The following is a 24490-nucleotide window of genomic DNA, read 5'->3' on the forward strand; positions in this document are numbered from 1 at the left end:
GATCAAGCTGAAGTGAGTCATTGGACGCACAATGGCTACGACTGCAATGGCATCGGTGAAGAGCAACCTGGTGCGACAAAGCCTGCGCCTAGGGCTGAGCGTTCTGATCACCTGTGCGATCGCCCAGCACTTCGAACGCATCACCTACCTGTGGTATCCCCTGATGGCGGTGATTTTTGTGGTCGACGATCAGGATGAGAACACGTTCCGCGCTGCCCGCGGGCGGATACTCGGCACGATCACAGGTGGCTTGGTCACCTTCATTGTGCACACCATCCTGTCTGGCTGGATCGGCATCCTCGTCAGCCTGCTGATCAGCATCCCTCTACTGCGGCGCCTTGGCTGGAGCAGCGGTCTTTCGACCGCAGCCGTTATCACCATCATGTTCCTTGGAATTCCCGGGTATTCGCTGCTCAACTGGGGGTATGTGTTCAACCGCAGCGTCGACACCCTGATCGGAATCGTGGTGGCCCTGATCATGGGACGGCTGCTCTGGCCAAAGAACAGACTGGCGCGCCTGGCGGAACTGAATGAACTGCAGAAGCAGATACTGCACCAGCGCCTCGCGCTCCACCAACAAGCCCTCGCAAAGGGCGGGTCAGTACCAGCGGTGAATGCCGAACCCGTGACGCGCAACCTGTTGGAAATGGAGCGCCTCGTCGCGGTAGAGACAAGCCTCGAACCCCATCGCCATTCCAGACTGGAACGTCAACGCTGGCGGCAACGCGTGTTGCTCTGGAGCACACTGCAGCCGCGCTGGTTGCTGGTGGAGCGTCTATTGGAACGGCTCTACCGCCACCATGACCATGCCATGCCTGAACTGAGTCAACAGCTTGATCACCACCAAGCCCAAGGCTGGAGCCGACTACACCTTGGCGGAACAGACCATTCTCAGACACCGCTACGAATCGCATTAGAGGAGGAGGTCACACGGCTGCGCTGGTTGCTGCGCAGCCAGGAACGGATTGAGGCTGCGGTGACGTGAGGAACGCAACCACGCAGAGCAGACGTCGCCCCAATCAAAGACCCTGGTTACTGCGCAGTGACCTGCGGCTGGCCGTCGTGACAGGCCTAGCAGCGGGGTTCGGTCTACTCAGTCCGATTCCCTACGGCTACTACCTGCCGATGACCACGGCGACGGTGTTATCAAGCAGCTACGGCAACGCCCTGAAGCTGGGAGTGCAACGCCTGCTTGGATCGTTGATGGGCGTCCTACTTCTGATCATTTTTTCCAAGAGCCTGGCCCTTCCCCTAGCTCTGGCGATCGGGATGGCCCTTGGCAGCACGCGGCTGCTGGGGGGGATGCTCGGCCTTGAGGTGGGGTACAAAGTGGCCGGCAACATCATCGTGATGGGTTGGTTGGTCCATAGCGCCACGGAAACAACCTGGGGCCCGTTGCGATTGGTATGGACAGCCCTCGGCATCGCTCTCTCTCTCTGGGCCAGCCGCTGGATCTGGCCAAGCCAAGCGATTCCCGATCTACACCGCCAGCAGGGGCGACTGATGCAGGCGATCGCAGAGGAATTGAGCGAGGAAGCGTCACGCCTGAATCAGGAGGGACCAGGCAGCAACCGCTCACCCCGCCGTGAGACGCAACGCAATCACCTCTTGCATCAGCTGGCTGCCATCCGTCTGAAGAGGCAAGACGCTCTGCTGGAGCTCGGGCTCAACCCAGAGCAACAGCCCCTCTATCTGCTCTGGGGCCAGATCGACTGGATGTGCTCCCAAACCGTGAGCGTGGTGTCCGGGATGGCGTGCCTGCCCATACCAATCCACGGTCCTGAACCTCTAAGACAACTCCATCACCGGGAAGCTGAGGTCCTGCAGTTGATGGAACAGCTGCTCACGATGCTGGTTCGTGATCTCAGCACTCTGACGCAAACCGGCCACACCGCGTTCAAGGCTGCTTGCCTACACAAGACGGTGACGGCACTGCACCAAAAAGGGGAGCAACTGAACCAGCAACTCACCAGCACCTGCAAGGCACTGGACGGAGATCTGCCCAGCTCCAGACTGCGCCAACTGATCGTTCGGAGCACCTTGATCGAACAACTTGTCGTGATCAGCGAGGGGATCGCAACGATGACCAACGCATCATCGAATGCAAGCAGGAGAAAGCTTCAGCAGACAACGTCAACACCAAACCATTGAGGGGCAGGGCAACCACTGACCTCTGTGATCAGCGCTGCCGCGAGGTCCACCAGCGTTCGGTCCGATAGGCGAAGATCACCAGAAACACCACAAGCCAGAACCACAGCTCCGGAGGGTTGGCGTTCATCAGTACCACCAGCAAAACAACTTCGGAGATCAGCCAAGGAAGCTCCTGGCGCAACAGTGGTCTCAGAGTCATCAGGGAGAGGTACCGGGCTGACGTAGAAAGGGAAGATCCCAGAGTCGGTCAATGCGGAGGGTGCGATAGCCACCCGTGAGCGATCGCATTCCGGGCAAGATATAGGTAATCGCCGATCGCCATTCGACGTAGGCGAAGGTATCGATGGTGAGACCATCTCGAATTGGGAAGACCCCACTCCCCTGGGACAGGGTCCAGCGGTAGCCATCATCGGAGCGAGGGTCGCGGGCTAGGTCGATCTCTGCCCGCATCACGGGACCATCCTTGACGAGCTCCTCAGCCAGCTGCGGATTGCCGATCGTGGTGGAGATATCGTCTGCCGTTGCCGGCAGACTGAGCACAGAGCGGACCGATCCTTCGATGCCACCAAAACGACCTCGCTGATTCCAGAGCGGTACGACCTCCACAGGCAACCCCCTAGGCAGACGCCGGGCATCAGCAGGTGCAAAGTAGGCCACGGCCATCAGGTCACTGGGTTCCCGTTGTTCCGAGTTCGCACCACGGCCAATGGTGCCGAGGCGATCGCCAATCTTGATCGTCTGGCCGGCAATCACCTGGAGGTCAAGAACGTCACCGTCACGCCCAGCACTGACTGTGCCGTCGTAAGCGATCTTGGCTTCGGTGACCGCAATCTGCCGCTCTAGATCCGCGATAGCGAAGTTGCGGTTCAACTGCTCGGTTTCAATTCCGAGCTCAATCTGCTGAAAGGCTGTCATCGCCTGCTTGCGCTGAATCTTGACGTCATCCAGCTGAACGCTTGTGCCAGTCAGCCCCTGCTCGGCAGAAACCACGGCTTCCGAGAGTGGTGCCACCACAGAACGGCGAGCAAGCCAGTTGAGATTGGTGACCTTGGCGTTGTAGGTGGACAGCAGCTGGCTCAACCGCTTCTCATCATCGATGAGCTTGGCAAGGGTGGTCTCTAGAGCTGCACGAGCCGTCGACAGACGCAGTGCATCACGCTGATTCAGGTCAGTGTTTTGTCGACGGAGCTGGGCGAGATTGCCCTTCTGCTGTTCGAGCTCTCGTTCCAGTACCGGCAGGTAAAGGCGCATCAGCTCCTCACCCTTGCGAACCCGATCGCCAATCTTCACGGCCACGGTCAACACCTGACCACCGGCACGGGCATTGAGGATGCCGGCGTTGTCTGGATAAATCAGCACCCCCTTGCCCTGCACCTGGGTCGGCACAGGCCAAAACAGCAACCAGCCGCAGAACAGGCCGGCGACCCCCACCAACGAAACACCGACCTGCTGGTGATCGCTCAGATCATGCCAGCGCTGCCTCAGGCTACGGATGGATGGGAGAGACCTCATAGCCGCAAGCTTGACGTGTTCCCATCGACCTGTCTTGTGCGGAGAATCAGATCAAAAGGGTGAAGGAACTGACCACCCGTTCAAACAGACCCTTCACCTTGGGCCAACGAAGCTCATTCGTACTTGCCGCCAAGGTGTAGAGGCGACCACGATCGACCACCACCGTGGCCAATTCATGGCGGTCACGATCCTGGAGATGGACGGCGTATTCAAGGTCATAGAACGTGTGGCCCGACGTTTCACGCTCTCGAGCCTCGACCAGTTCTGCATCGCGGCCGCTGCCAGCCGGAGCGATCACATCCCGGCGAAGCCGCTCACCAACAGCCACGACACTGCCCAATTGTTGGAGCTCATCATCGGCATCCACCTCTGAGACCACAAGGCTCACGGTTTCATCACTGTTGATCAGGTCATGGAATACCACCTGGGGCCCGCCACTGACTGCCACCCGGGTCCAGCCGCTTGGATAAAGAAAGGCGTAGCGGCCATCTGGACTTTGGAAGGAATTGAGCCCGGCTGCAGTACCGCTGCAGGCTGTGAGCATCACAACGCAGAGCAGCGACATCAGCAGACGCAGCGAAGAGTGCGGCAACGAAGGCATCTACAGAATCAGGACCTGAAGACATTCTGCCTTGGATGGCCTGCCTAGATTTCCGGCACTTGCAGCAAACCACTGAGCGGCTTCACCCGACCGCTGGCCCGGTTGATCGATCAATTTGAACGGCTGCCGGGGATCGGCCCCCGAACCGCGCAGCGGCTGGCCCTGCATCTGCTCCGCCAACCGGAGGAACAGATCCAGAGCTTTGCCGAGGCGCTGCTAGCCGCGCGCAGCCAGGTGGGCCAGTGTCAGACCTGCTTCCACCTCAGCGCCGAACCGACCTGTGAAATCTGCCGCAACCCAGAACGCAACAACGGACTGATCTGCGTGGTCGCGGATTCCCGCGATCTTCTCGCTCTGGAACGCACCCGTGAATACAGCGGCAGGTACCACGTCCTCGGAGGACTGATCTCGCCGATGGACGGAATCGGTCCAGAGATGCTCCAGATCACCAGCCTGGTGCAAAGGGTCGGGCAAGACAGCATCAAAGAAGTGATCCTGGCGCTCACTCCAAGCGTGGAGGGAGATACCACTAGCCTTTATTTGGCCAGGTTGCTCAAACCCTTTACCGAGGTGAGCCGGATCGCCTACGGATTACCGGTGGGTAGCGAACTGGAATATGCCGACGATGTCACCCTGTCCCGAGCCTTGGAAGGGCGACGCGCCGTTGAATAAGTCGAGGATGAGTTCACCGATGAACAAGCCCAGCCGCTACAGCCAGATCCGTCCTCAGGAACGTCTGCCGGAATGGCTCAGGCGACCCATCGGCACGGTCTCCCAATTGGAGACCGTGCAGGGTTTGGTGAAAGCAGGCGGATTGCACACGATCTGCGAGGAAGGGCGATGCCCGAATCGGGCTGAATGCTATGCAGCCGGCACCGCCACGTTCCTGCTAGGCGGCTCCATCTGCACCCGCAGTTGTGCCTTCTGCCAAGTGGAGAAGGGTCGCGCCCCAATGCCCCTCGACCCCCTCGAAGCGGAGAGGGTCGCCGATGCGGTGAAAGGCATGGGCCTTCGCTACGTCGTGCTCACCGCTGTTGCCCGCGACGACCTCGCCGACCACGGGGCCACGTTGTTCACGACCACCATGGCAGCAATCCGCCAGCGCAACCCGCTCGTGCAGATCGAAGTGCTCACACCGGATTTCTGGGGTGGCCATTCCGATCTCACTGCCGGATTGCAAGCACAGCGCAAACGGCTGAGCACCGTGCTGGAAGCCGCACCGGTGTGCTTCAACCACAACTTGGAAACGGTTGAACGGTTGCAGGGGGAAGTACGTCGCGGGGCCACCTACAGCCGCTCTCTCGGACTCCTTTCCACCGCTCGCGAACTGGCACCGACCATTCCCACCAAAAGCGGGCTCATGCTTGGCCTTGGTGAAACCGAAGCGGAAGTGGTAGACGCGATGAAAGCTCTGCGGGATGCAGGCTGTGAGCGGATCACCATTGGCCAGTATCTAAGACCATCCCTGGCCCATCTACCGGTGCAGCGCTATTGGCACCCCGAGGAATTCAACGCCCTGGGAGACACGGCACAAGCTCTCGGCTTCAGTCATGTGCGTAGCGGACCGCTGGTGCGCAGCAGCTACCACGCCGCCGAACCCTCAAACCGACCAGCAACGCCTGTCTGAACCACTCCACAAGCCGCCTGCCCGAGGAAGAGATCAGACGTGAGGTTTTTAGCCGCACTCGGAGGCAGCCCAGCGACTCAGAGCCCTGGTCAGGACCTCGTCACAATCTCCCACCATCATTTGGCCAGCCCCTCCCCAGATCAACCGCAAGGGGAGATCAGACGCAGAGCCTCCCAACCTGCGGGTTGGAGTAAAACCCAGAGCCTGGAAATAGCGGACCAAACGGCGGTGCTGGCGGGCATCGTCTTCAATCGCCAGCAAGCGAGCTTTTCGGCAGGGTGTGCACTCCAGTGCCCACGCGAAGGTCGCAGCCCAAACCAAGGCCCCCACTCCAGCTGGAGCCTGCGGCTGCACCCGCATGGTGTCGAGTTGGAGCCCCCTGGCACCGCCGTGGGCCCAGGCCTTCATTTCTCCCAGCAGCTGAGCGCGACCATTGCCGCTGGACTGGGCGACAACCAGTCGTAACGACCAAAGCCCCACCGGCCGACCCACCTGGAGGCGCAGTAGCAACGCCCGCGCCTGGGCCTGCTGTTCAAGTTGCTCCAGGGAAGGGAAAGCCATCACTCAGCAGGATGGATAAGGGGAAACCGCCGTCACCGCCGCCACCGGTAGAGGCCCGTAGAGATGGGGAAACTGCTCACCACTGGGGACTGGATCGGCCCGCAGGGGATAGGGGATGCGGGTCGGATCGATCGTGAGCTGCAGCACATCCCCAGCATCGGCGTAAAAGCGCCGATAGGTAGCGGCGAGCTGATCAGCCGTGGAAGCATGAAGAAAGCCCACCTGCTCAAGCATCAGTCCTCGCGTTGACACGCGATAGACGCCAAGCCTCTCGGCCTGCTGCCAATCGGGGGCAAGGGCAAGATGAAACACAGGCTGATCGACTGGCACCGCCGCGGCATCTGCAGGGAACAGTCTGAGGCGATCACTCGGCTGCCATGGATCGCTCCGTTCCATCAGTCGAGGGAAGGCGGGGGAATCCAAAAACGCCTGAAGCCAGCAGCGCAAAGGATCAAGCTGGGGGTGTTGCGCAAAGCCCTTCGGATCAGCGATTCGCCACTGGCGCACAAAGGGCCACAAAGCCGCATCGGCCAGGCTGCAGCGATCACCCACCAGCCAACCGGCGCCAGCGATGCGCTCGGACCAATCCAAAAGAATCGTCAGCCCTTGGTGCTGGTGCTGCTCGCGGCTGGCACCGGGATAGCGATCGGTGTATTTGAAGCGATCGAGATGGTGTTTGAACGGCCCGTCGTTCGTCGCGATTAACCCATCGATCGCCTCCCGTTCCGGAGTCGAAAGACCAGCGCCAAGCCAATCAAAGGGATCGGCCTGCTGCAACGCCCAGCGCATCACCGCCAAGCTTTCATCAATCACCCTGCCCTGCGGCGTGATCAGCACCGGCACGGTGCCTTTCGGCGATGCATCAAGCAGACACGCCGGTTTGCTTTGCAGGGAGACTTCACGCCACTCAACCAGCAACCCGGCATGGAGCAGTGCCCAGCGAGCCCGCATCGCATAGGGGCAGCGCCTAAAGCTATAAAGAACGGGCCAATTCATTGCGTGAGGCGCTTCTGGTCTGCGTTGGTGTTGGCATTGGCTTTGGCTTTGGCGTTGGCCTGATCAAACTGACGTTGCCGTTCAGCAAAGCGCTGACGATCCGCATCCGTGAAGCGATCAATGCAATGGACGCACTGCACCCCTGGGATGTAGCTCTTCAGGCTCCTTTCCTCCGGCGTGAGCGGAAGTCCGCAGGCATGACAGAGGCGATGCACCCCTGGCTGGAGGCGATGGTTGAGGGCAACCCGCTGGTCAAAGACAAAGCACTCGCCTTGCCAACGACTACTCCCTTCGGGGATCTCTTCCAGGTACTTCAAGATGCCACCGCGCAGATGGTGAATTTCGCCAAAGCCCTGCTGTTGCAGATAGCTGCTTGCCTTCTCACAGCGGATGCCGCCGGTGCAGAACATGGCGATGCGCTTCGGCCCCTGTTGCTCGATCAAGGGGCGTAACTCACGCTCCGCCCAGTCCGGGAACTCCCGGAACGTGTCTGTACCTGGATCGACGGCACCAGTGAACGTACCGATCGACACTTCATAGCGATTGCGTGTGTCGATCACCAACGTTTCGGGATCATCAATCAGGGCATTCCACTGCTCGGGCTCCACGTAGGTCCCCACGCTGTTAGCCGGACTGACTTCCGGGCGACCCATCGTGACGATCTCGCGCTTGCCTCGCGCCTTGAAGCGACGGAATGCTTGCTGAGAACACCAACTGCGCTTGACCTCGAGACGGGCGTAATGATCGTCACCCAGGCAAAGCTGTTGGTGCAGATGCTCCAACACGGCCTCGACACCCTGTTCAGGGCCACTGATGGTTCCATTCACACCTTCCAGCGCCACCAGGACAGACCCTCGGACCCCGCCGCTGGACGCAAGGTTGGGAAGACCAGCAAGCAGCTGAGATCGCATTGCTTCCGAGAGAGGCGTGAAGGCATAGAAGGCGGCGACGAGAAGCTCGGCTGAGATGCCTGAGTCACCACGACCTTGAACACTGCTGTTGGCTTGGGGTTCTGTACTGGTCATGCCGCAAGAGATGCGACCGGAGCAATTCCACAGGCCACAGGAAGGGAACGCCTGAAATGGCGTGGCGGCAAACCATTCGCGCCAGCAGTAGACACATGCGAGCCCTTTCGGCTGGGTTGCAGGCGTTGCCGGAACTGACCATCCATCCCCCCAGTCTGCGGCTCCGCGGTGCTGCCCTGGACCGACTGATTGAGCACGACGGAACCCACGGCCTCAGCAAGACACCTGACGTCGTTGAAACGTTGGGTCCGACTGCACCGGCATGGCGATCAGCACGCCTGCATCCAAGCGATTTTGACCACTCGTCTTCTCCCTCGAATGGGTGATCCCTCCATCCGGCAGCGTTGAGACCGCCCAAGCCATGGAGACCATGGCCACATCAAGGGGTCTCTGATGGCGCAAAAGTCAGGCCGGTCAATCGCACTACCAGACAGGCTCCGACTCAGACCAACCCATCGTCATCAGGTGCTTGTAGAGAATCAACGCATCTGAAGATCTCAGGCTTTGGCGTGTCTTCAGCAAAGCCGGATCACCATGGGGCATCTCCCTACCGTGATCCACGAGAACCATCGCGTCTTCGTTCCAGCTCTTTGGATCTCGATGGAAGCGGAGCGCATTGTCTTTCAACTGTGGGTGCCTGAGCCAACCTTCCATCAAGCTTGCAGGTGAGTGGTACATCTCCAGCAATGGCAACGACGGATCAACGGTCGCGGTGTGGTTCTGGTTTTGTGCAGATAGACGTGAACAAAGACATCAACGGCGAGGCTTTGATCGGCTGTGACCCACTTCCTTCAACACCATTCGATTCATGCGAACAGGCCAGCGAGAAGCCGGGGTTTTTAACGCCAATGAACGAATGGCATGGCGCGAATGACCAAAGCCGACACACTCAGGCGCGAAATGAAGTTTGGCTGATCCTTGCTCGTTGAGCTGCCCGCTCACAGCGACACCCCCTCTTGGCATGAGGAAACACCGAGAGCATGCCTAGAGCAAGCTTGCTCAGCCCTTAATTGCATGCATGCGTTTCTGGTTGCGCTTGCCAGCTGGCCTGCACACCGGCAGCCGCCAGCAGCGCCTTATCCGCTTCCACAGCAGGGTTGCCGGTGGTGAGCAGGGTCTCTCCATAGAAAATCGAATCAGCGCCAGCCTGAAGGCAGAGAATCTGGGCTTCCTGACTGAGCTGCTCGCGGCCAGCACTGAGCCGCACGCGGCTGTGGGGCATCAGGATTCTGGCCGTGGCCACCATTCGCACCAGCTCAAGAGGCTCCACAGGTGTCTGCGCCTCCAACGGGGTTCCCTCCACAGCCACCAATGCGTTGATGGGCACGCTCTCGGGATGGGGATCAATCGTGGCCAACACCTGCAGCATTGAGGCACGATCACGGTCGCTTTCACCCATACCGATGATCCCTCCGCAGCAGAGGGTCACCCCAGCCCTGCGCACCCGCTGCAGTGTTTCCAAGCGCTCCTCATAGGTGCGGGTGGTAATGATCCGGTCGTAGTGCTCAGGGCTGGTGTCGAGATTGTGGTTGTAAGCCGTTAGGCCGGCTTCGGCCAGACGCATGGCCTGGGCATCAGTGAGCATGCCGGCGGTGACGCAGGCTTCAAGCCCCATCTCGCGCACACCACGCACCATCGACAGCATCGCCTCAAAGGGGGCGCCATCACGAATTTCGCGCCAGGCCCAGCCCATGCAGAAGCGGTCAGCACCCGCCTGCTTGGCGGCACGGGCCCTTGCCAGCACAGGCTCCACCTCCAATTCAGGCTGGCCCGTCACATCACTGCTGTTGTGCATGGACTGGGGGCAATAGGTACAGTCCTCCTCACAGCCGCCGGTCTTGACGCTGAGCAAGGACGCCAACTGCACGCGATAACCGGGATTGGCCTGCCGGTGCACCTGCTGCGCCCGCCAGAGCAGATCCATCAGCGGCGCATCAAGAATGGCCTGGATTTCTGCGATGCTCCAGTCGTGGCGCAAGGTAAACGAATCCGTCATCAACGCCGATCTGCTGTTGTTCAGGATCCCAGAGCGTCGGCCCTTAGTGCTTCAAGGCCTCCGAAACGACGCTTCCGACCCTGGTAATCCACTAGAGCCGCCATCAGAGCATCCCGGTTGAAATCAGGCCAGAAAACGTCAGTGACGTGAATTTCGGCATAGGCCAGCTGCCAGAGCAAGAAATTGCTGATACGTCGTTCACCACTGGTTCGGATTAAGAGGTCTGGGTCCTGCTCTCCTGCGGTGTACAACTCAGCAGCCAGAGTGTTCTCGTCGATCGTGGCTGGATCTAATTCCCCGCGTGCTGCCCGAGAAGCCAAGGCCTGAGCGGCCAAAACCAGTTCGCGCCGACCGCCGTAATTGGTGCAGACATTGAAGTGAATGCCGGTGTTAGCTGCCGTGCGTGCGGTGGCGTCAGCAATCAGGTCTTGCAGCTTCTCGGGAAGCGCTTGAAGGTCACCGAGAAAGCGAATCCGCACCTGTTCTGCTTCCAGGCCCTGCAGTTCCCGCTGGAGCACACGCTCAAACAACGTCATCAGGAAATTGACTTCATCGCCAGGGCGAGACCAGTTCTCAGTGGAAAAGGCATAGGCGGTCAGGGCCTTAACCCCCCAGTCGCTGCAAAGACGCAAGGTCGACTTCAGCGCCTCAACTCCGGCACGGTGTCCCATCACCCTGGGGAGCCCACGGGCTTGGGCCCAGCGCCCATTGCCATCCATGATCACCGCGACATGGGCCGGCAGACAGGTGGGGTCGAGCTCAGCCGGACAAACCTTGCCGATCGAATCGTTAGAAGCAGAAGCCAGACGACGGCTCACGAAACGATGTCCTGATTGGCAACGGACACGCTACGCCCAGATGCCCCAGATGAAGCAGCGGTGGGTGCTGACACCGCTGGTGTGACGCCCATCAACTCGGTCAGCAACCCCTGGAGACGGCTACTTGTGATCGGTCGTTCCAACCGACCATGATTGGCCAAAGAGAGGGTTCCGGTCTCCTCAGACACAACAACACAGATACATCGATCGAATCGCTCAGTGATTCCGAGTGCGGCCAAATGACGCGTGCCATAGCGACTATGGCCCTGTCGAGACAGAGGCAGGATCACACCGGCGGCCACGATCCGGTTTCCCTTCACCACCACAGCACCATCGTGGAGAGGGGTATCAGATGCGAACAGATTGAGGATCAGTTCACTACTGAGGTGCGCATCAATCGTCACGCCTGGATTGAGGAAATCTTCCGGACGCAGATCACTGCCAAGGTCCACAACGATTAAAGCTCCGCGCCGGCTCTGGGAGAGGCGACCAGCCGCGTCGGTGAGCTGGACGACAGTGCCGGCCTTCACCCGCAATTTGCTGGCGGGATTGGCGAGAAGGACATCCAGACGCCACGTGCCCAACAGCTCCATCAGCCGGCGTAGTTCCCCTTGCCAGAGAATCGCCAGGGACAGTGAACAAGCCAGGACCAAGGCCTCGATCAGGGCTGCGGTGAGGGGGAGGAGAGGGGTGTCAGAGACGAGAAGCACCCCTTTGAACACCCAAGCCAAGGCCACCAGCAGGAGGTAGCCGCGCAACAACCAAAGCGAACGCTGCTCACTGATGCGAGAGAAGAGCAGAAAGCCGAGGGCAGAAGCAAGAAGAACATCAAGCAGGCGCGGTTCAAACCAATCCGGCCAGCTCACTCCTTCACCCCGATGGTGCTCTTAGCCTACCGACACCCTCGGATTGAGGCGAGTGGGCAGATTGTCGTAGCGCAAAAGATCCTCCGACGATTCCCTTCGCTGAATCACATCGGCGATGCCGTCATGGACGAGCACTGCAGCAGGACGGGGAATACGGTTGTAGTTGGAGCTCATCGAAGCGTTGTAGGCGCCGGTGGCCAGCACCACAAGCACGTCGCCACTGACGCTGGGGGGGAGGGCCAAATCTTTGAGCAACACGTCGCCAGATTCACAATGCTTGCCGGCCAGGGTGATTGATTCGGTGGCCTCCGCCTGGGGGCGATCCGCCAGGAAGGCTGTATAGAGAGACTGATACGTGATCGGCCTGGGGTTGTCGCTCATGCCGCCATCCACGGAGATATAGGTGCGTACTCCCGGCACCTCCTTACGAGAACCGAGCTTGTAGAGGGTGACACCTGAGCTCGCCACCAACGATCGACCCGGCTCACAGAGGAGACGGGGCAGGGCAAGGTCACGCTCACGGCAGGCCTTCACCACAGCCTCAGCCACGACCTGAATCCAGGCATCAATCGTCGGGGGGTCGTCTGACTGCACATAACGGATGCCCAGTCCACCGCCGACATTGAGGTCTCGAATGGGATGACCCAGCTCAAGGGCAAGCTGCAGGGCATCCGCCATCACTGCCGCAAGATCACGATGGGGATTCAACTCAAAAATCTGAGAGCCGATGTGGGCATGCAAACCGGTGACGCATGCCCAGGCACAGGTCTTGAGCCGACGCAGCACTGGCTCAAGCTGATCCGGATCAAAGCCGAACTTGCTATCGAGATGCCCGGTTCGGATGTACTCGTGGGTATGGCATTCGATCCCTGGTGTGAAACGCAGCATCAGCTGCGCGGGGGGGGAACCAGCCGGGATCAGCGCCTCCAATCGGTCGAGATCGTGCTGGTTGTCCGCCACGATCATGACTCCGCTCCGGTAGGCCAGCAGAAGTTCGTCATCGGATTTGTTATTGCCGTGCAGAACGATCCGCTCAGCGGGCATGCCCCCCTGAAGGGCGGTAAGCAGCTCGCCGGCAGAGACAGCATCCAGCCCGAGGCCCTCCGAAGCAGCGATTGCCGTCATCGCCAAGGAGCTGTTGGCTTTGGATGCATACACAGCCAAGGATGGGCCAGGGTAATGACGTTCAAGGGCGGTGCGATACGCGCAACACGCGGCCCGAATCCCCTCTTCATCAAGCACATACAGAGGCGTTCCATACCGCTGAGCCAGGTCGCTGAGGCGACAGCCACCCACCGTCATGCAGCCCTGGTCATCAATTCTGGCAGTCACCGGGGCCAGGTTGCGATTTGGACTGAGCGGATCACAGCCGGACTCGAAAGATTGGGGCATGGAGCTCAGACATGGGCAGGCTTGAAGGTCAATGTAGGAAGCGACGCGATCAATCCCACAACGAGCTGGACGCCGCGCCATGTCTATGGAGTTGAACGCTGCACCCTTTGCGTTGGGGCCTGAGGATCTGGAGGCTTGCCTACTGCTCGATAGCGAGGCCCTGGATGGACTGTGGACAGAACGCCAGTGGCAACGTGAACTGGAATCCAGTGATCGCCTCTGTCTCGGCATCCGGGCAGGGGGGCGGCTAGCGGCCCTCGCCTGCGGTTGGCTGGTGGTGGATGAACTACAGATCACCGCCTTGGCCGTGACATCCAGCCAACGCAAACGTGGCTTGGGAAAAACTGTTCTCAGTGCTTTGCTTGATCAGGCACGCAGGGCCGGTGCAGTCAGTGCAACGCTGGAGGTCGCCAGCTGCAACTTGGCAGCTCTGGCGCTTTATCAACGCTGCGGCTTCTTGAGCTGCGGAAGCCGTCGCGGCTACTACAGCGACGGACGGGATGCCCTGATTCAGTGGAGAAGTCTGACCTGAAAGGCACGCGGCAAGTGACCGCTGATTTTCGGTGCGGATAACCGGCCTGAGCGATAGAAATCACCGTCAATTTGAATGGCTTGATTGATACTTTTGCCTGAGCCAACCCCGCTACTGGAAAGGGATGTGGTCAAGCGAAGCCATTTGCCACAATCCTGCTCCGGTCCTGATAAGTTAGTTCTATCTACTTCCGGCCTGGACGATGTTCGAGCGGTTTACCGAGAAGGCCATCAAGGTGATCATGCTGGCCCAAGAGGAGGCCCGCCGCCTGGGGCACAATTTTGTTGGAACAGAGCAAATTCTGCTCGGCCTGATTGGTGAAGGCACTGGTGTTGCCGCCAAGGTGCTCAAGTCAATGGGCGTCAATCTCAAGGATGCCCGGGTCGAAGTCGAGAAAATCATCGGTCGCGGTTCCGGCTTTGTGGCCGTTGAGATCCCCTTCACACCAAGAGCGAAGCGGGTCCTTGAGCTGTCACTCGAAGAAGCACGTCAGCTGGGCCACAACTACATCGGTACCGAGCATCTGCTGCTTGGCCTGATTCGAGAAGGTGAGGGTGTCGCGGCAAGGGTGCTCGAAAATCTTGGCGTCGACCTCGCCAAGGTGCGCACTCAGGTCATCCGCATGCTCGGCGAAACCGCCGAAGTGGGTGCTGGGACGGGCAGCAGTGGCAGTAAAGGTTCGACAAAAACTCCAACTCTTGATGAATTCGGCAGCAACCTCACCCAATTAGCTGGAGAGGGCAAGCTTGACCCTGTCGTTGGTCGTCAGAATGAAATTGACCGCGTGATTCAAATCCTGGGCCGTCGCACCAAAAACAATCCTGTGTTGATTGGCGAGCCCGGCGTAGGCAAGACAGCCATCGCAGAAGGATTAGCCCAACGGATTCAACAGGGCGACATTCCTGACATTCTTGAAGAGAAACGTGTTCTCACTCTCGATATTGGCTTGCTGGTGGCCGGCACCAAATATCGCGGCGAGTTCGAAGAGCGTCTCAAAAAGATCATGGAGGAGATCAAGTCTGCCGGAAACGTGATCCTGGTGATCGATGAGGTTCACACCCTGATTGGCGCCGGTGCCGCCGAGGGGGCGATCGATGCTGCCAACATCCTCAAACCGGCTCTGGCCCGAGGTGAACTGCAATGCATCGGTGCCACCACACTGGATGAATACCGCAAGCACATTGAACGGGATGCTGCCCTGGAACGACGCTTCCAGCCTGTGAATGTGGGAGAGCCTTCGATCGAAGACACGATCGAGATCTTGCGCGGCCTGCGGGAGCGATATGAACAACATCACCGTCTCAAGATCACAGATGAAGCCCTGGAGGCAGCCGCCACGTTGGGCGACCGGTACATCTCCGACCGTTTCCTTCCCGACAAGGCCATCGACTTGATCGATGAAGCTGGAAGCCGTGTACGCCTGCTCAATTCCAAGCTCCCCCCCGCAGCCAAAGAGGTGGATAAGGAACTCCGCGCTGTGCAAAAGGACAAAGAACAAGCAGTGCGTGAACAGGATTTCACCCGTGCCGGTGAACTGAGAGATAAGGAAGTTGAACTGCGCGAACAGATCCGCAGCCTGCTGCAAACCAACCGCGATGCAGCTGAGAACGTCAGCAGTGAAGGCGAACCCTCTGGCACAGCCGTAGAGACCTCAGCGAGCACGACTGGTGTTGTGACGGCAGAGCCACTCGCCCCGGTCGACAGCACTGAAGCTCAGGCAACGGAACTCACCACCCCAGTGGTGGATGAGGAGGATATTGCCCAAATCGTGGCGTCCTGGACCGGTGTCCCTGTGCAGAAACTCACCGAAAGTGAATCGGTGAAGCTGCTCAACATGGAGGACACACTCCACAAGCGTCTAATCGGCCAAGACGAAGCAGTCAAAGCGGTGTCGAAAGCGATCCGTCGGGCCCGGGTAGGCCTCAAAAATCCCAATCGCCCCATTGCAAGTTTCATTTTCTCCGGACCCACGGGGGTCGGAAAAACTGAACTCACCAAGGCGCTGGCCACCTACTTCTTTGGAAGCGAGGAGGCAATGATCCGCCTCGACATGTCCGAATTCATGGAGCGCCACACCGTCAGCAAGCTGATTGGATCCCCTCCTGGCTACGTCGGATTCAACGAGGGTGGACAACTCACTGAGGCCGTGCGTCGCCGCCCCTACACCGTTGTTCTCTTCGATGAAATCGAGAAAGCCCATCCTGATGTGTTCAACCTGCTGCTGCAGCTTCTGGAAGACGGCCGACTGACCGATTCCAAAGGCCGCACAGTCGATTTCAAGAACACGCTTGTGATCATGACGTCGAACATCGGTTCGAAAGTGATTGAGAAAGGCGGCGGCGGCCTTGGCTTCGAGTTCTCAGGTGAAAACGCCGAAGAGAACCAGTACAACCGCATCCGCTCACTGGTGAATGAAGAACTCAAGCAGTACTTCCGTCCCGAATTCCTCAACCGTCTCGACGAGATCATCGTCTTCCGTCAGCTCAACCGTGAAGAGGTGAAGCAGATTGCCGAAATTATGCTGCGGGAGGTGTTCTCACGCATTGGCGAAAAAGGCATCACGCTCACGGTGTCCGACGCCTTCAAGGAACGTCTCGTTGAGGAGGGCTTCAACCCCGCCTATGGAGCCCGTCCCCTACGCCGTGCTGTGATGCGCCTTCTGGAAGACAGCCTTGCCGAAGAGGTGCTTTCTGGACGCATTAAGGATGGAGACTGCGTCGAAGTCGATGTCGATGCCGACAAGAAGGTGGTCGTGCGTCACCGCAATGCAGCAACACCAGTCACCCCTGAACTGGCCAGCGCCGGCCTCTGAGCCAACGATGCAGCTCCAACCATCAGCCTGCTCCATGCAGGCCATCGCTCCTGCCCAGGTGATCCGCGGACAATCCGCCTGGCAGGAAGGTTTGCCGCTGATTTCTGATCTCTGCAAGCATCCTGCCCTGCTCGGTCGCAGTCAAGCCACACAACATCTGCGCCAAGAACTCAATCTTGATTTGCGCTCGCAGGGGCTTGAGCCGGTCGAGTTGACCCTCGAACACGACTGCTGCGAAGAGGATCTGAAGCAGCTTCAGGAGCAGCTCACGATCAATCGCTGCGACGCGGTGATCGCAGCAGGAGGAGGCAAAGTTCTCGACGCCGGCAAGCTTCTGGCCGATCGCCTCGGCATCGTCTGTATCACCGTGCCGCTGAGCGCTGCCACCTGTGCCGGTTGGACCGCCCTTGCCAATCTCTATTCCAGAGAGGGAGCCTTCCGCGGCGATGTCAGCCTTCATCGCTGCCCGGATCTACTCATTTTTGACCACAACCTGGTGCGACAGGCCCCGAGCCGAACCCTTGCTAGCGGGGTCGCCGATGCCCTGGCCAAGTGGTATGAGGCCTCTGTTAGCAGTGGGTCCAGCAGTGACGGCATGATCCAACAGGCGGTACAGATGGCCAGAGTGCTGCGCGATCAGCTGCTACTGGATGCCGAGGACGCCCTCAAGAACCCTGGAAGTGAGGCATGGGTCCGTGTCGCCGAAGCCTGCGCCCTCACCGCTGGTCTGATCGGCGGTCTAGGTGGAGCCCAATGCCGCACGGTTGCTGCCCACGCTGTCCATAACGGTCTCACCCAACTGATGGCCTGTCATGGGGTGCTCCACGGCGAAAAGGTGGGCTTCGGAATCCTGGTGCAACTTCGTCTGGAGGAACGCTTGGGCGGTAATCAACTCGCAGCCCAAGCGCGAAGACAGTTGCTGCCGCTCCTCCAAACGCTTCAGCTGCCGGTCACTCTGAAGGATCTCGGGCTCGGCAAGGCTGGTCTGGACCAACTGCAAGCGGCCTGTTGCTTTGCCTGCCGACCCGGATCGGACCTCCACCACCTTCCCTTCACTGTCAGCGACAGCGACTTGCTCGAGGCCTTGGTGAGCATGGAAACTGAAGCCCACGACACGCATCGTCAGCCAATGGAGAGTCAGGCTTGAGCAACCGGCAGCTTCTCAAAGACGCCGCCACCACATTGCTAGATCCCCAGGCTCGAGCACTACTGGACGGTTTGGAGTGGTGGGAGCTAAGTGGTCCGATCCCCGATCAGTATCCAGTGGTGCGACTCGGCAGCGGCATGCCGGTTCTGCTCCTGCATGGATTTGACAGCAGCCATCTTGAATTCCGGCGTCTGGTGCCCCTGCTGCGCGATCGCTACAGCCTGATCATTCCCGATCTCTATGGCTTTGGCTTCTGCCCGAGGCACGACCACGCAGCCGTTGGACCAGAAGAGGTGCTCGACCATCTGGGCCATCTGCTCGAAAAGCTTCCCAGCAGTGACCCGATCGGCATCATCGGCGCCTCGATGGGAGGAGCAGTCGCGATGGAACTGGCACGACGCCATCCTGAGCGGATTGGCCGATTGCTCCTGCTCTCTCCTGCAGGCCTAGACGGAACACCAAGGCCATTGCCACCTGGTCTTGATCAACTCGGAGTGTGGTTCCTTGGCCGCCAGGGAGTCCGTAAGGGGCTATGCCGTCAGGCCTTCGCCGACCCTGCCAGCAGTGTTGGCGCTCCGGAAGTGCAGATCGCTTCCCTTCACCTCCAGGTGCCCGGCTGGGGGCGTTCCTTAGCGGCATTCGCCCGTAGTGGTGGCTTCGCAGGTTGTGGTGAGCCGCTGCCCTCCCAGCCGCTGCATGTGCTCTGGGGCCAGCAGGATCGCATCTTGAGAGCACCACAAAAGCAGGCGGCGCAAGAGCTGCTGGGGACACGGCTTGAAGAGGTTGCAGCCTGTGGACATCTGCCCCATCTCGATCAAGCTGAATTGGTGGCCCAGCGCTGGAACGTGATGGAATAGTCAGCATGAGCGAAAAGGCTTCCAGCTCAGGGCCCATCCTGCAGTTTCTGGCCAATGGCCTGAACCTATGGATCCGCAGCCAGTGTGACGAGGTCGGGGATCTCAATCTGTTGCTCAACGGGTCCGCTCTTCAGCTGCTGAAGGGCAAGTTGAACGGCGTAGAACTGGAAGGGCGTCTGGTGACCTTTCAGGGGCTTCCGATCCATCACGCTGAACTACGGAGCGGACCACTGAGCCTCAACCTCAACCCCGCCCAACCCGGTCAGATCCTCCAACTGAAACACGATTTTCAGCTGACGGGTGCCGTGACCATGCGCGGCGTTGATCTCAACCGTGCCTTGCTCACCGAACGCTGGCGCTGGCTTGGGGACTGGCTCGCGGAGCAGTTAATGGGGCTCTCCACCCTGGGCGGCCTGGAGATCGACAATGACATCCTGGTGCTCACCGCCCCGGTGAGCAATGCGGGGGAAGTGGTGAGCAAGCGCTTTCGGCTCGATGCCGCCAACGGCACAGTGCGCATCTGCAGGATTGAGGCGGAAGGAGAGGTGCTACTGCCGATGGATCAAAAGATCACGATCGAAGCTGCTGATCTCAAAGCAGGCCAGCTACACCTCAATGGCGGGGCCACCGTCACACCCTGAATATGGCCTTATCCGTAAGGCAACTGCGGTAACAACAACGTGACAGCGTAGTACACCACGGCGGGCGTGAACAGATAGCTATCGATCCGATCAAGGATGCCGCCATGACCCGGTAGAGCATCGCCTGAATCCTTCAGCCCAGCATCTCGTTTCATCATCGACTCGGTGAGATCACCCACTAAGGCGAACAACGCCACAAGTGCCCCGAGCAAGCCACCGGAGAAGACAGCCCATGGCCAGTGCATCCAGAGGGCAAAGGTGATGCCCACAGCCACTGCTGCCAGCATCCCGCCAAGAGCTCCTTCCACTGTTTTGCCAGGCGAAATCGGAGACAGGGGCAGCCGACCAAAGCGACGACCGATCAAATAGGACCCGATGTCGCTAGCAACGATCATCAAGCAGGCCATCAGGGTGATGACAAGACCGGCTGACAACCAGGCAGGACCATGTGGAAGGAGCTCAGGGCTACCGAGCTGACGCAAACGAAGCCAGTGACTGGGCAGGTATCCCAGATAGAACAGGCCGAAGATCGATGCCGCGATGTCGGCAATCGAACCGGTGACCGGCTGCAACAACAACCAACCGCAGATCGCAGCGCCTGATAGCGGCAGCACGGCTGACGCCAGATGGGAGGGCAGGCCGCCGGTGAGATCCCACTGGGTGCTGATCAGCAACAGCTGACAGGCCACCAAAGTGGTTTTGGTGGCAGGCCGAATGCCCGTGCACTGAGCCATGCGGAAGAATTCCAGCAAGCCAAGATGCACGATCACGCCAAGGGCCACGGTGAACCACCAGCCGCCAAGGCCTACAACCACCAATCCGAACAGGCCGGCTGCAAGACCGCTGACCAGGCGCTGCCGGGAAACGCTCTGCATCGCCTGACCTTCAGGCCACAATCCTTACCCTACTGCTGATCTGATCCGGCCAAAAGCGACGCTGCTGCTCGATCCAGTTCACGCGGGACACATCAAGCCGCTCGCCCGGAACAAGCAGAGGAATGCCCGGGGGATAAGGGCAAACCATCTCAGCAGCGATCGCGCCCACAGCATCAGCCCAAGGAAGCTGCTGACAAGGAGCACACCAGGCTTTGCCGCAGGCCATGTCCGGAGACGCCACCAGGGGTAAGGGTGGCGGTGTGAAAGGAGGCAGGGCTTTCTCAAAAGGCTGCGAGGCCTTCAATGCGCGCCATTGACGCAGCATCTCAGCTGCAAGGCGGGGCCGGGTGGTCATCCCGAGACAGAAGGTGAGGCAGCCTGGTTCCGGCAACTCCGCCACCAGCCCTCTCGGCATCAACCAGGCGTCAGCGTCAAGGCCACTGATGCCTGCAGCGCCGGTATGCCAGATCAGCCTCAGGGGATCTGTGGTGGCGAGCAGAGGAAGCTGCTGCTGACGCAGGCGCGCATGCAGGCCTCTGGCCTGATGGAGCAAATGCTTCAACCGTCGACGTCCATCCAGGGTCTGCCAATCAGCAAGAGCCGCTTCACAGGAGGCCAGCAACAAAGCACTAGGGCTGGTGGTCTGCAACCAACTGAGGCTGCGCTGCAGGGCCTCGATTGGGATGCGTCCGCCCTGATGCCAGAGCACGGCCGTCTGACCGAGGCCAGTGGAGGATTTGTGCAGGGAATGCACCACCAGGTCAGCGCCAGCGTGAACGGCAGAACCAGGAAGGTGCGGGTCAATCCCGGGCAGGAAATGGGCTCCGTGCGCTTCATCCACCAACACCGGCAACTGACGTTGATGGAGAAGAGCAACCAGGGGGCCGGGATCGACGGCATAGCCGTGATAAGTGGGTTGCACCAGAACGGCACCGGAAACCTGGTGCCCTTCGGCCTCGACGACAGCGAGCACACGTTCCAGCCAAACGGCATCGACAGCGGCCACATGACCGCGATCGACAAGGAATGGCAGGTCAAACAACACCGGGGTGATGCCCCCCAGAGCGCACGCCTGGATCAAGCTGCGATGACTGTTGCGTGGCATCAAAAGCGCCTGACCAGGCTGGGCCATCGCCAACACCGCGGCCTGGAGCATGCCAGTGGCGCCGTTCACTCCATACCAACACCTGTCAACGCCGTAAGCCGCCGCCGCCGCGTGCTGGCTGGCGGCTACGGCGCCGTTCTCTAATAAAGGACCACCAATTGCGGGAAGCTCGGGCAAATCCCAAACGCCAGGGCGACCAGAGAGCAAACGCCGCATCGCAGCAGGCAATCCAGGCCCACCTCCGTGGGCGGGCAAATGCAGCCACCGTCCCCGACCTGGACGCAACAGCCCCCGGCGTGGACGCAACAGCGGCATCAAAGGCGTGTCCAAAGCCGGTTCGCCGGTTCGTTCCATCATTGATCAGCACGACCAGTGCTTCTCAACTGCTGCCTAGATTCGTGGCCTTCACTCCCCAACGGCATGGCAGGCAGCGCCGACCAGCAGAGTGCTTCTCTGCGCTACCAACCCGGACGCGACAGTCGGTGGCTACTGTTCAGGCCTTGGGTTGCACTCCCCAGGATTCTGCACATCACCTGGGCATTGCTTGGGCTGATGCTGAGCCTGCTGATCCGAGGGAACAGCAAAGATCCAGAAGTGCAGCGAAAACTGGCGCGAACGCTGCTGCGCACCCTGACCAACCTGGGGCCATGCTTCATCAAGGTCGGGCAGGCTCTCTCGACTCGACCGGATCTGATCCGGAGGGACTGGCTGGAGGAACTCACCCGCCTGCAGGACGATCTGCCCGCCTTCGACCATGCCGTGGCGCTTGCCACCATTCAGGAGGAACTCGGCGCTCCTGTGGAGCAACTGTTCGAACAGTTCCCTGATCAGCCCATGGCCGCAGCCAGTCTTGGCCAGGTGTACCGGGCTCGACTCCACGGCCAGCACTGGGTAGCTGTGAAGGTCCAACGACCGAATCTCGCCTTCATCCTTCGGCGCGACATGGTGCTGATCCGCAGTCTCGCCGTCCTCACTGCCCCCTTCCTGCCGCTCAACCTCGGCTTTGGGCTCGGGGAGATTATCGATGAATTTGGTCGCAGTCTTTTCGAGGAGATCGACTACGAACGTGAAGCAGCCAATGCCGAGCGATTCGCTGGTCTGTTTGCCGACAACCCTGCAGTGACGATCCCGCGGGTGGAGAGGATGCTCACCTCACGACGGGTGCTGACCACAAGCTGGATTCACGGCACCAAACTGCGCGATCGCCAGGAACTACGTGCTCAACGCCTGGACCCAAGTGCTCTGATCCGCACTGGCGTGATTAGTGGACTGCAGCAGTTGCTGGAGTTCGGCTATTTCCATGCCGATCCCCACCCCGGCAATCTGTTCGCACTCAGCGGTCGGACCGGCGAACTAGGCCACGTGGCCTATGTGGATTTCGGAATGATGGACTCAATCAGCGATACCGACAGGCTCACGCTCACCGGGGCTGTCGTGCATCTGATCAACAGAGAATTTGAAGCCCTTGCCCGAGACTTCCAACAACTGGGATTCCTTCTGCCCCATGCCGACCTCGCACCGATTGTGCCGGCGCTTGAGGAGGTTTTAGGCGGCAGCCTTGGTGATTCCGTCGGTTCGTTCAACTTCAAGGCGATCACCGACCGCTTCTCAGAGCTGATGTACGACTACCCCTTCCGGGTGCCAGCTCGCTTCGCCCTCATCATCCGTGCCGTCGTGAGCCAGGAGGGTCTTGCCCTGCGGCTGGACCCTGACTTCAGGATCATTGCAGTGGCCTATCCCTATGTGGCCAAGCGGCTCTTAGCGGGAGACACCCGAGAAATGCGAGAGAAGCTCCTGGAGGTGATCTTCGATCAACAGGGCCAACTGCGGATCGAACGCTTGGAGAGCCTGCTTCAGGTGGTTGGAGACAGTGGAACCTCACCTGGGCTAGAGCTCATCCCAGTCGCTGGGGCGGGACTAAAACTGCTGCTTGGCAAAGATGGCAGCGATCTGCGCCGGCGCCTCCTGCTCACCCTGATTAAGGACGATCGCCTCAGTACCAGTGATCTGCGCGCCCTGGGATCGATGCTTGGCAGAACCTTCGCACCAGTCAAGATGGCCGAGACCATGCTTCAGCGTCTGAACCCTCTGGCGGCGGCATGAGTCCTTTAAGGTCGATCGTTGTTCTGCCGTTCAACGGAGCCTCCTAGCCATGGCACTCGCGCCAGATTTCGCGCCCGTTGACCTCCAGCAAGCTGATCTTGATACCTACTCCGGCTTGTTCGGAGATCTCAATGCTGACGAGATCTTTCTCGAATACGCCAGGATAAGTCAGCCCCCGTATTTGCTAGCAGGCCTGGGGCTTGCGATTGGGGTGGTGTGTGGTCTCACCTTCGCGCAACTGATCAAAGATCGGCTCAATGGTTGGAAAAACGACCGACTGCCATTACTCCCCCTCGGCCGATTCGAAACCACCAGCAGCTATGCAGGCATCGTGATCGGAGTGACGCTGTTCATCGGCGGCTCTCTGCAGGTGTTCGGATTTGCTTCCGGCGCCGCATTTCTGGTCGCATTATTGTTATCTCTGCTAACAGGAGGAGCCCTTTGGACTCAGCTTGAAGGCCTGATGAAGCAGGTGGAGGCTGGAACCTTCAAGGCTGTTGACTTCGACAATTTTGACGAGTTCTTCTGAAACCAGCGAGAGGTGTGGCGCTGAGTGATTCAGATGTCGTGAGCCGGTGATCACCAAAGCAACAGCTGCTGCGATTGCCGCAATCTGAACCAGCGTTTAACAAGAGATCCAACAAAGGCCTCAAACAAAACGCTTACAAATCAAGCCCAAAATCTCTCGAGACTGCAGGTTGGGCGCATGGCTCAGATGGCCACATAGGCCTCAAGCTGTGCATCCCTATGACGCAGCATTTCAAGACCCTCGCGCTCGAGACGCCGGGTGCGATCTCGACTCATCTTCAGGGACTTAGCGATGCCGGTGAGGCTCATCGGGTCCTCCCCCGTCATCCCATAGCGCATCCGCAA

At 59.7% G+C, this 24490-nt stretch carries 28 protein-coding genes; 12 read left to right on the forward strand and 16 right to left on the reverse strand.

Annotation, left to right across the window (positions count from 1 at the left end; genetic code table 11):
• The first annotated feature begins 31 nt into the window (after positions 1-31).
• Complete coding sequence (locus DXY16_RS03885) at positions 32-985, forward strand: aromatic acid exporter family protein (protein ID WP_115119672.1); 954 nt, start codon at positions 32-34, stop codon at positions 983-985.
• On the forward strand, positions 982-2151 hold the full coding sequence (locus DXY16_RS03890; protein WP_115119674.1) for an FUSC family protein: 1170 nt from the start codon (positions 982-984) through the stop codon (positions 2149-2151). The genes DXY16_RS03885 and DXY16_RS03890 overlap by 4 nt, the downstream gene beginning before the upstream one ends.
• A gap of 28 nt (positions 2152-2179) precedes the next feature.
• Here DXY16_RS03890 and DXY16_RS14605 read toward each other — a convergent pair whose 3' ends face one another.
• Genes DXY16_RS14605 through psbP form a run of 3 tightly spaced genes read right to left on the reverse strand, consistent with a single transcriptional unit; the run spans position 2180 to position 4264 of the window.
• A complete protein-coding gene (locus tag DXY16_RS14605) occupies positions 2180-2350 on the reverse strand; it encodes a hypothetical protein (protein ID WP_170953830.1) in 171 nt (56 codons plus the stop codon).
• A complete protein-coding gene (locus tag DXY16_RS03895) occupies positions 2350-3663 on the reverse strand; it encodes an NHLP bacteriocin system secretion protein (protein ID WP_115119676.1) in 1314 nt (437 codons plus the stop codon). The genes DXY16_RS14605 and DXY16_RS03895 overlap by 1 nt, the downstream gene beginning before the upstream one ends.
• Positions 3664-3709: 46 nt before the next feature.
• The gene (gene psbP / locus DXY16_RS03900; RefSeq protein WP_115119678.1) at positions 3710-4264 is read right to left on the reverse strand and encodes a photosystem II reaction center PsbP; all 555 of its coding nucleotides are present in this window, start codon (positions 4262-4264) and stop codon (positions 3710-3712) included.
• Between the two features lie 102 nt (positions 4265-4366).
• Between psbP and recR the strand changes: the two genes are divergently transcribed.
• Complete coding sequence (recR, locus tag DXY16_RS03905) at positions 4367-4936, forward strand: recombination mediator RecR (RefSeq protein ID WP_244281534.1); 570 nt, start codon at positions 4367-4369, stop codon at positions 4934-4936.
• A gap of 19 nt (positions 4937-4955) precedes the next feature.
• Positions 4956-5891, forward strand: a complete 936-nt coding sequence (gene lipA, locus DXY16_RS03910; RefSeq protein ID WP_115119682.1) for a lipoyl synthase — start codon at positions 4956-4958, stop codon at positions 5889-5891.
• A gap of 48 nt (positions 5892-5939) precedes the next feature.
• On the opposite strand, the gene DXY16_RS03915 is transcribed toward lipA, so the two are convergent.
• From DXY16_RS03915 to DXY16_RS03935, 6 genes are read right to left on the reverse strand one after another with little or no spacing between them, the layout of a single operon-like run.
• Positions 5940-6452 (reverse strand): hypothetical protein, encoded by a 513-nt coding sequence (locus tag DXY16_RS03915; protein ID WP_115119736.1) that lies wholly within the window; start codon positions 6450-6452, stop codon positions 5940-5942.
• Positions 6453-6455: 3 nt separating this feature from the next.
• A complete protein-coding gene (locus DXY16_RS03920) occupies positions 6456-7448 on the reverse strand; it encodes a DUF952 domain-containing protein (RefSeq protein WP_115119684.1) in 993 nt (330 codons plus the stop codon).
• On the reverse strand, positions 7445-8473 hold the full coding sequence (locus DXY16_RS03925) for a rhodanese-related sulfurtransferase (RefSeq protein WP_115119686.1): 1029 nt from the start codon (positions 8471-8473) through the stop codon (positions 7445-7447). Before DXY16_RS03925 ends, DXY16_RS03920 begins: the two co-directional genes overlap by 4 nt.
• The gene (locus DXY16_RS14290) at positions 8470-8682 is read right to left on the reverse strand and encodes a hypothetical protein (RefSeq protein WP_137007014.1); all 213 of its coding nucleotides are present in this window, start codon (positions 8680-8682) and stop codon (positions 8470-8472) included. The genes DXY16_RS03925 and DXY16_RS14290 overlap by 4 nt, the downstream gene beginning before the upstream one ends.
• 4 nt (positions 8683-8686) lie before the next feature.
• Entirely contained in the window at positions 8687-8845 is a 159-nt protein-coding gene (locus DXY16_RS14610) for a hypothetical protein (protein ID WP_170953831.1), read from the reverse strand.
• Positions 8846-8896: 51 nt separating this feature from the next.
• Positions 8897-9151 carry a DUF1651 domain-containing protein gene (locus DXY16_RS03935; RefSeq protein ID WP_371410857.1) on the reverse strand — a complete coding sequence of 85 codons (255 nt, stop codon included), beginning with the start codon at positions 9149-9151 and terminating at the stop codon, positions 8897-8899.
• 8 nt (positions 9152-9159) lie between these two features.
• Here DXY16_RS03935 and DXY16_RS14295 point away from each other — a divergent pair, with 8 nt between their 5' ends.
• A complete protein-coding gene (locus DXY16_RS14295) occupies positions 9160-9402 on the forward strand; it encodes a hypothetical protein (RefSeq protein ID WP_137007015.1) in 243 nt (80 codons plus the stop codon).
• Positions 9403-9479: 77 nt separating this feature from the next.
• Here the strand turns inward: DXY16_RS14295 and bioB are convergent, their stop codons facing one another.
• Genes bioB through lysA form a run of 4 tightly spaced genes read right to left on the reverse strand, consistent with a single transcriptional unit; the run spans position 9480 to position 13545 of the window.
• Entirely contained in the window at positions 9480-10469 is a 990-nt protein-coding gene (gene bioB, locus DXY16_RS03940; protein WP_115119690.1) for a biotin synthase BioB, read from the reverse strand.
• 20 nt (positions 10470-10489) lie between these two features.
• The gene (locus DXY16_RS03945) at positions 10490-11287 is read right to left on the reverse strand and encodes an isoprenyl transferase (RefSeq protein ID WP_115119692.1); all 798 of its coding nucleotides are present in this window, start codon (positions 11285-11287) and stop codon (positions 10490-10492) included.
• Positions 11284-12153: a diadenylate cyclase CdaA gene (gene cdaA, locus DXY16_RS03950; protein WP_115119694.1), complete on the reverse strand. Its 870-nt coding sequence runs from the start codon at positions 12151-12153 to the stop codon at positions 11284-11286. The genes DXY16_RS03945 and cdaA overlap by 4 nt, the downstream gene beginning before the upstream one ends.
• A gap of 21 nt (positions 12154-12174) precedes the next feature.
• Positions 12175-13545 carry a diaminopimelate decarboxylase gene (gene lysA, locus DXY16_RS03955; RefSeq protein ID WP_115119740.1) on the reverse strand — a complete coding sequence of 457 codons (1371 nt, stop codon included), beginning with the start codon at positions 13543-13545 and terminating at the stop codon, positions 12175-12177.
• A 79-nt stretch (positions 13546-13624) separates the two neighbouring features.
• Here lysA and DXY16_RS03960 point away from each other — a divergent pair, with 79 nt between their 5' ends.
• The 5 genes from DXY16_RS03960 (at position 13625) to DXY16_RS03980 (ending at position 19534) form a co-directional block, all read left to right on the forward strand.
• Positions 13625-14077 (forward strand): GNAT family N-acetyltransferase, encoded by a 453-nt coding sequence (locus tag DXY16_RS03960; RefSeq protein ID WP_115119696.1) that lies wholly within the window; start codon positions 13625-13627, stop codon positions 14075-14077.
• A 202-nt stretch (positions 14078-14279) separates the two neighbouring features.
• Positions 14280-16889: an ATP-dependent Clp protease ATP-binding subunit gene (locus DXY16_RS03965; RefSeq protein WP_115119698.1), complete on the forward strand. Its 2610-nt coding sequence runs from the start codon at positions 14280-14282 to the stop codon at positions 16887-16889.
• 7 nt (positions 16890-16896) lie between these two features.
• Complete coding sequence (locus tag DXY16_RS03970) at positions 16897-18036, forward strand: iron-containing alcohol dehydrogenase (protein ID WP_115119700.1); 1140 nt, start codon at positions 16897-16899, stop codon at positions 18034-18036.
• Positions 18033-18893 carry an alpha/beta fold hydrolase gene (locus DXY16_RS03975; RefSeq protein ID WP_115119702.1) on the forward strand — a complete coding sequence of 287 codons (861 nt, stop codon included), beginning with the start codon at positions 18033-18035 and terminating at the stop codon, positions 18891-18893. The genes DXY16_RS03970 and DXY16_RS03975 overlap by 4 nt, the downstream gene beginning before the upstream one ends.
• 5 nt (positions 18894-18898) lie before the next feature.
• The gene (locus DXY16_RS03980) at positions 18899-19534 is read left to right on the forward strand and encodes a DUF2993 domain-containing protein (protein ID WP_115119704.1); all 636 of its coding nucleotides are present in this window, start codon (positions 18899-18901) and stop codon (positions 19532-19534) included.
• 8 nt (positions 19535-19542) lie between these two features.
• Here DXY16_RS03980 and DXY16_RS03985 read toward each other — a convergent pair whose 3' ends face one another.
• Both DXY16_RS03985 and DXY16_RS03990 read right to left on the reverse strand, forming a co-directional pair.
• Complete coding sequence (locus tag DXY16_RS03985) at positions 19543-20409, reverse strand: phosphatidate cytidylyltransferase (RefSeq protein ID WP_115119742.1); 867 nt, start codon at positions 20407-20409, stop codon at positions 19543-19545.
• Positions 20410-20419: 10 nt separating this feature from the next.
• Positions 20420-21829 (reverse strand): lysine decarboxylase, encoded by a 1410-nt coding sequence (locus tag DXY16_RS03990; protein WP_115119744.1) that lies wholly within the window; start codon positions 21827-21829, stop codon positions 20420-20422.
• Between the two features lie 105 nt (positions 21830-21934).
• On the opposite strand from DXY16_RS03990, the gene DXY16_RS03995 reads away from it, so the two are divergent.
• Both DXY16_RS03995 and DXY16_RS04000 read left to right on the forward strand, forming a co-directional pair.
• On the forward strand, positions 21935-23617 hold the full coding sequence (locus tag DXY16_RS03995; protein ID WP_170953832.1) for an AarF/ABC1/UbiB kinase family protein: 1683 nt from the start codon (positions 21935-21937) through the stop codon (positions 23615-23617).
• A gap of 49 nt (positions 23618-23666) precedes the next feature.
• A complete protein-coding gene (locus tag DXY16_RS04000) occupies positions 23667-24146 on the forward strand; it encodes a hypothetical protein (protein WP_115119706.1) in 480 nt (159 codons plus the stop codon).
• 182 nt (positions 24147-24328) lie between these two features.
• Here DXY16_RS04000 and DXY16_RS04005 read toward each other — a convergent pair.
• Positions 24329-24490 (reverse strand): sigma factor-like helix-turn-helix DNA-binding protein (locus tag DXY16_RS04005; RefSeq protein WP_305791104.1); only part of this gene is annotated, 162 nt, incomplete at its 5' end.

The sequence above is a fragment of the Synechococcus sp. UW105 genome (genome assembly GCF_900473935.1).
In the GTDB taxonomy this organism is placed as follows: Bacteria; Cyanobacteriota; Cyanobacteriia; order PCC-6307; family Cyanobiaceae; genus Synechococcus_C.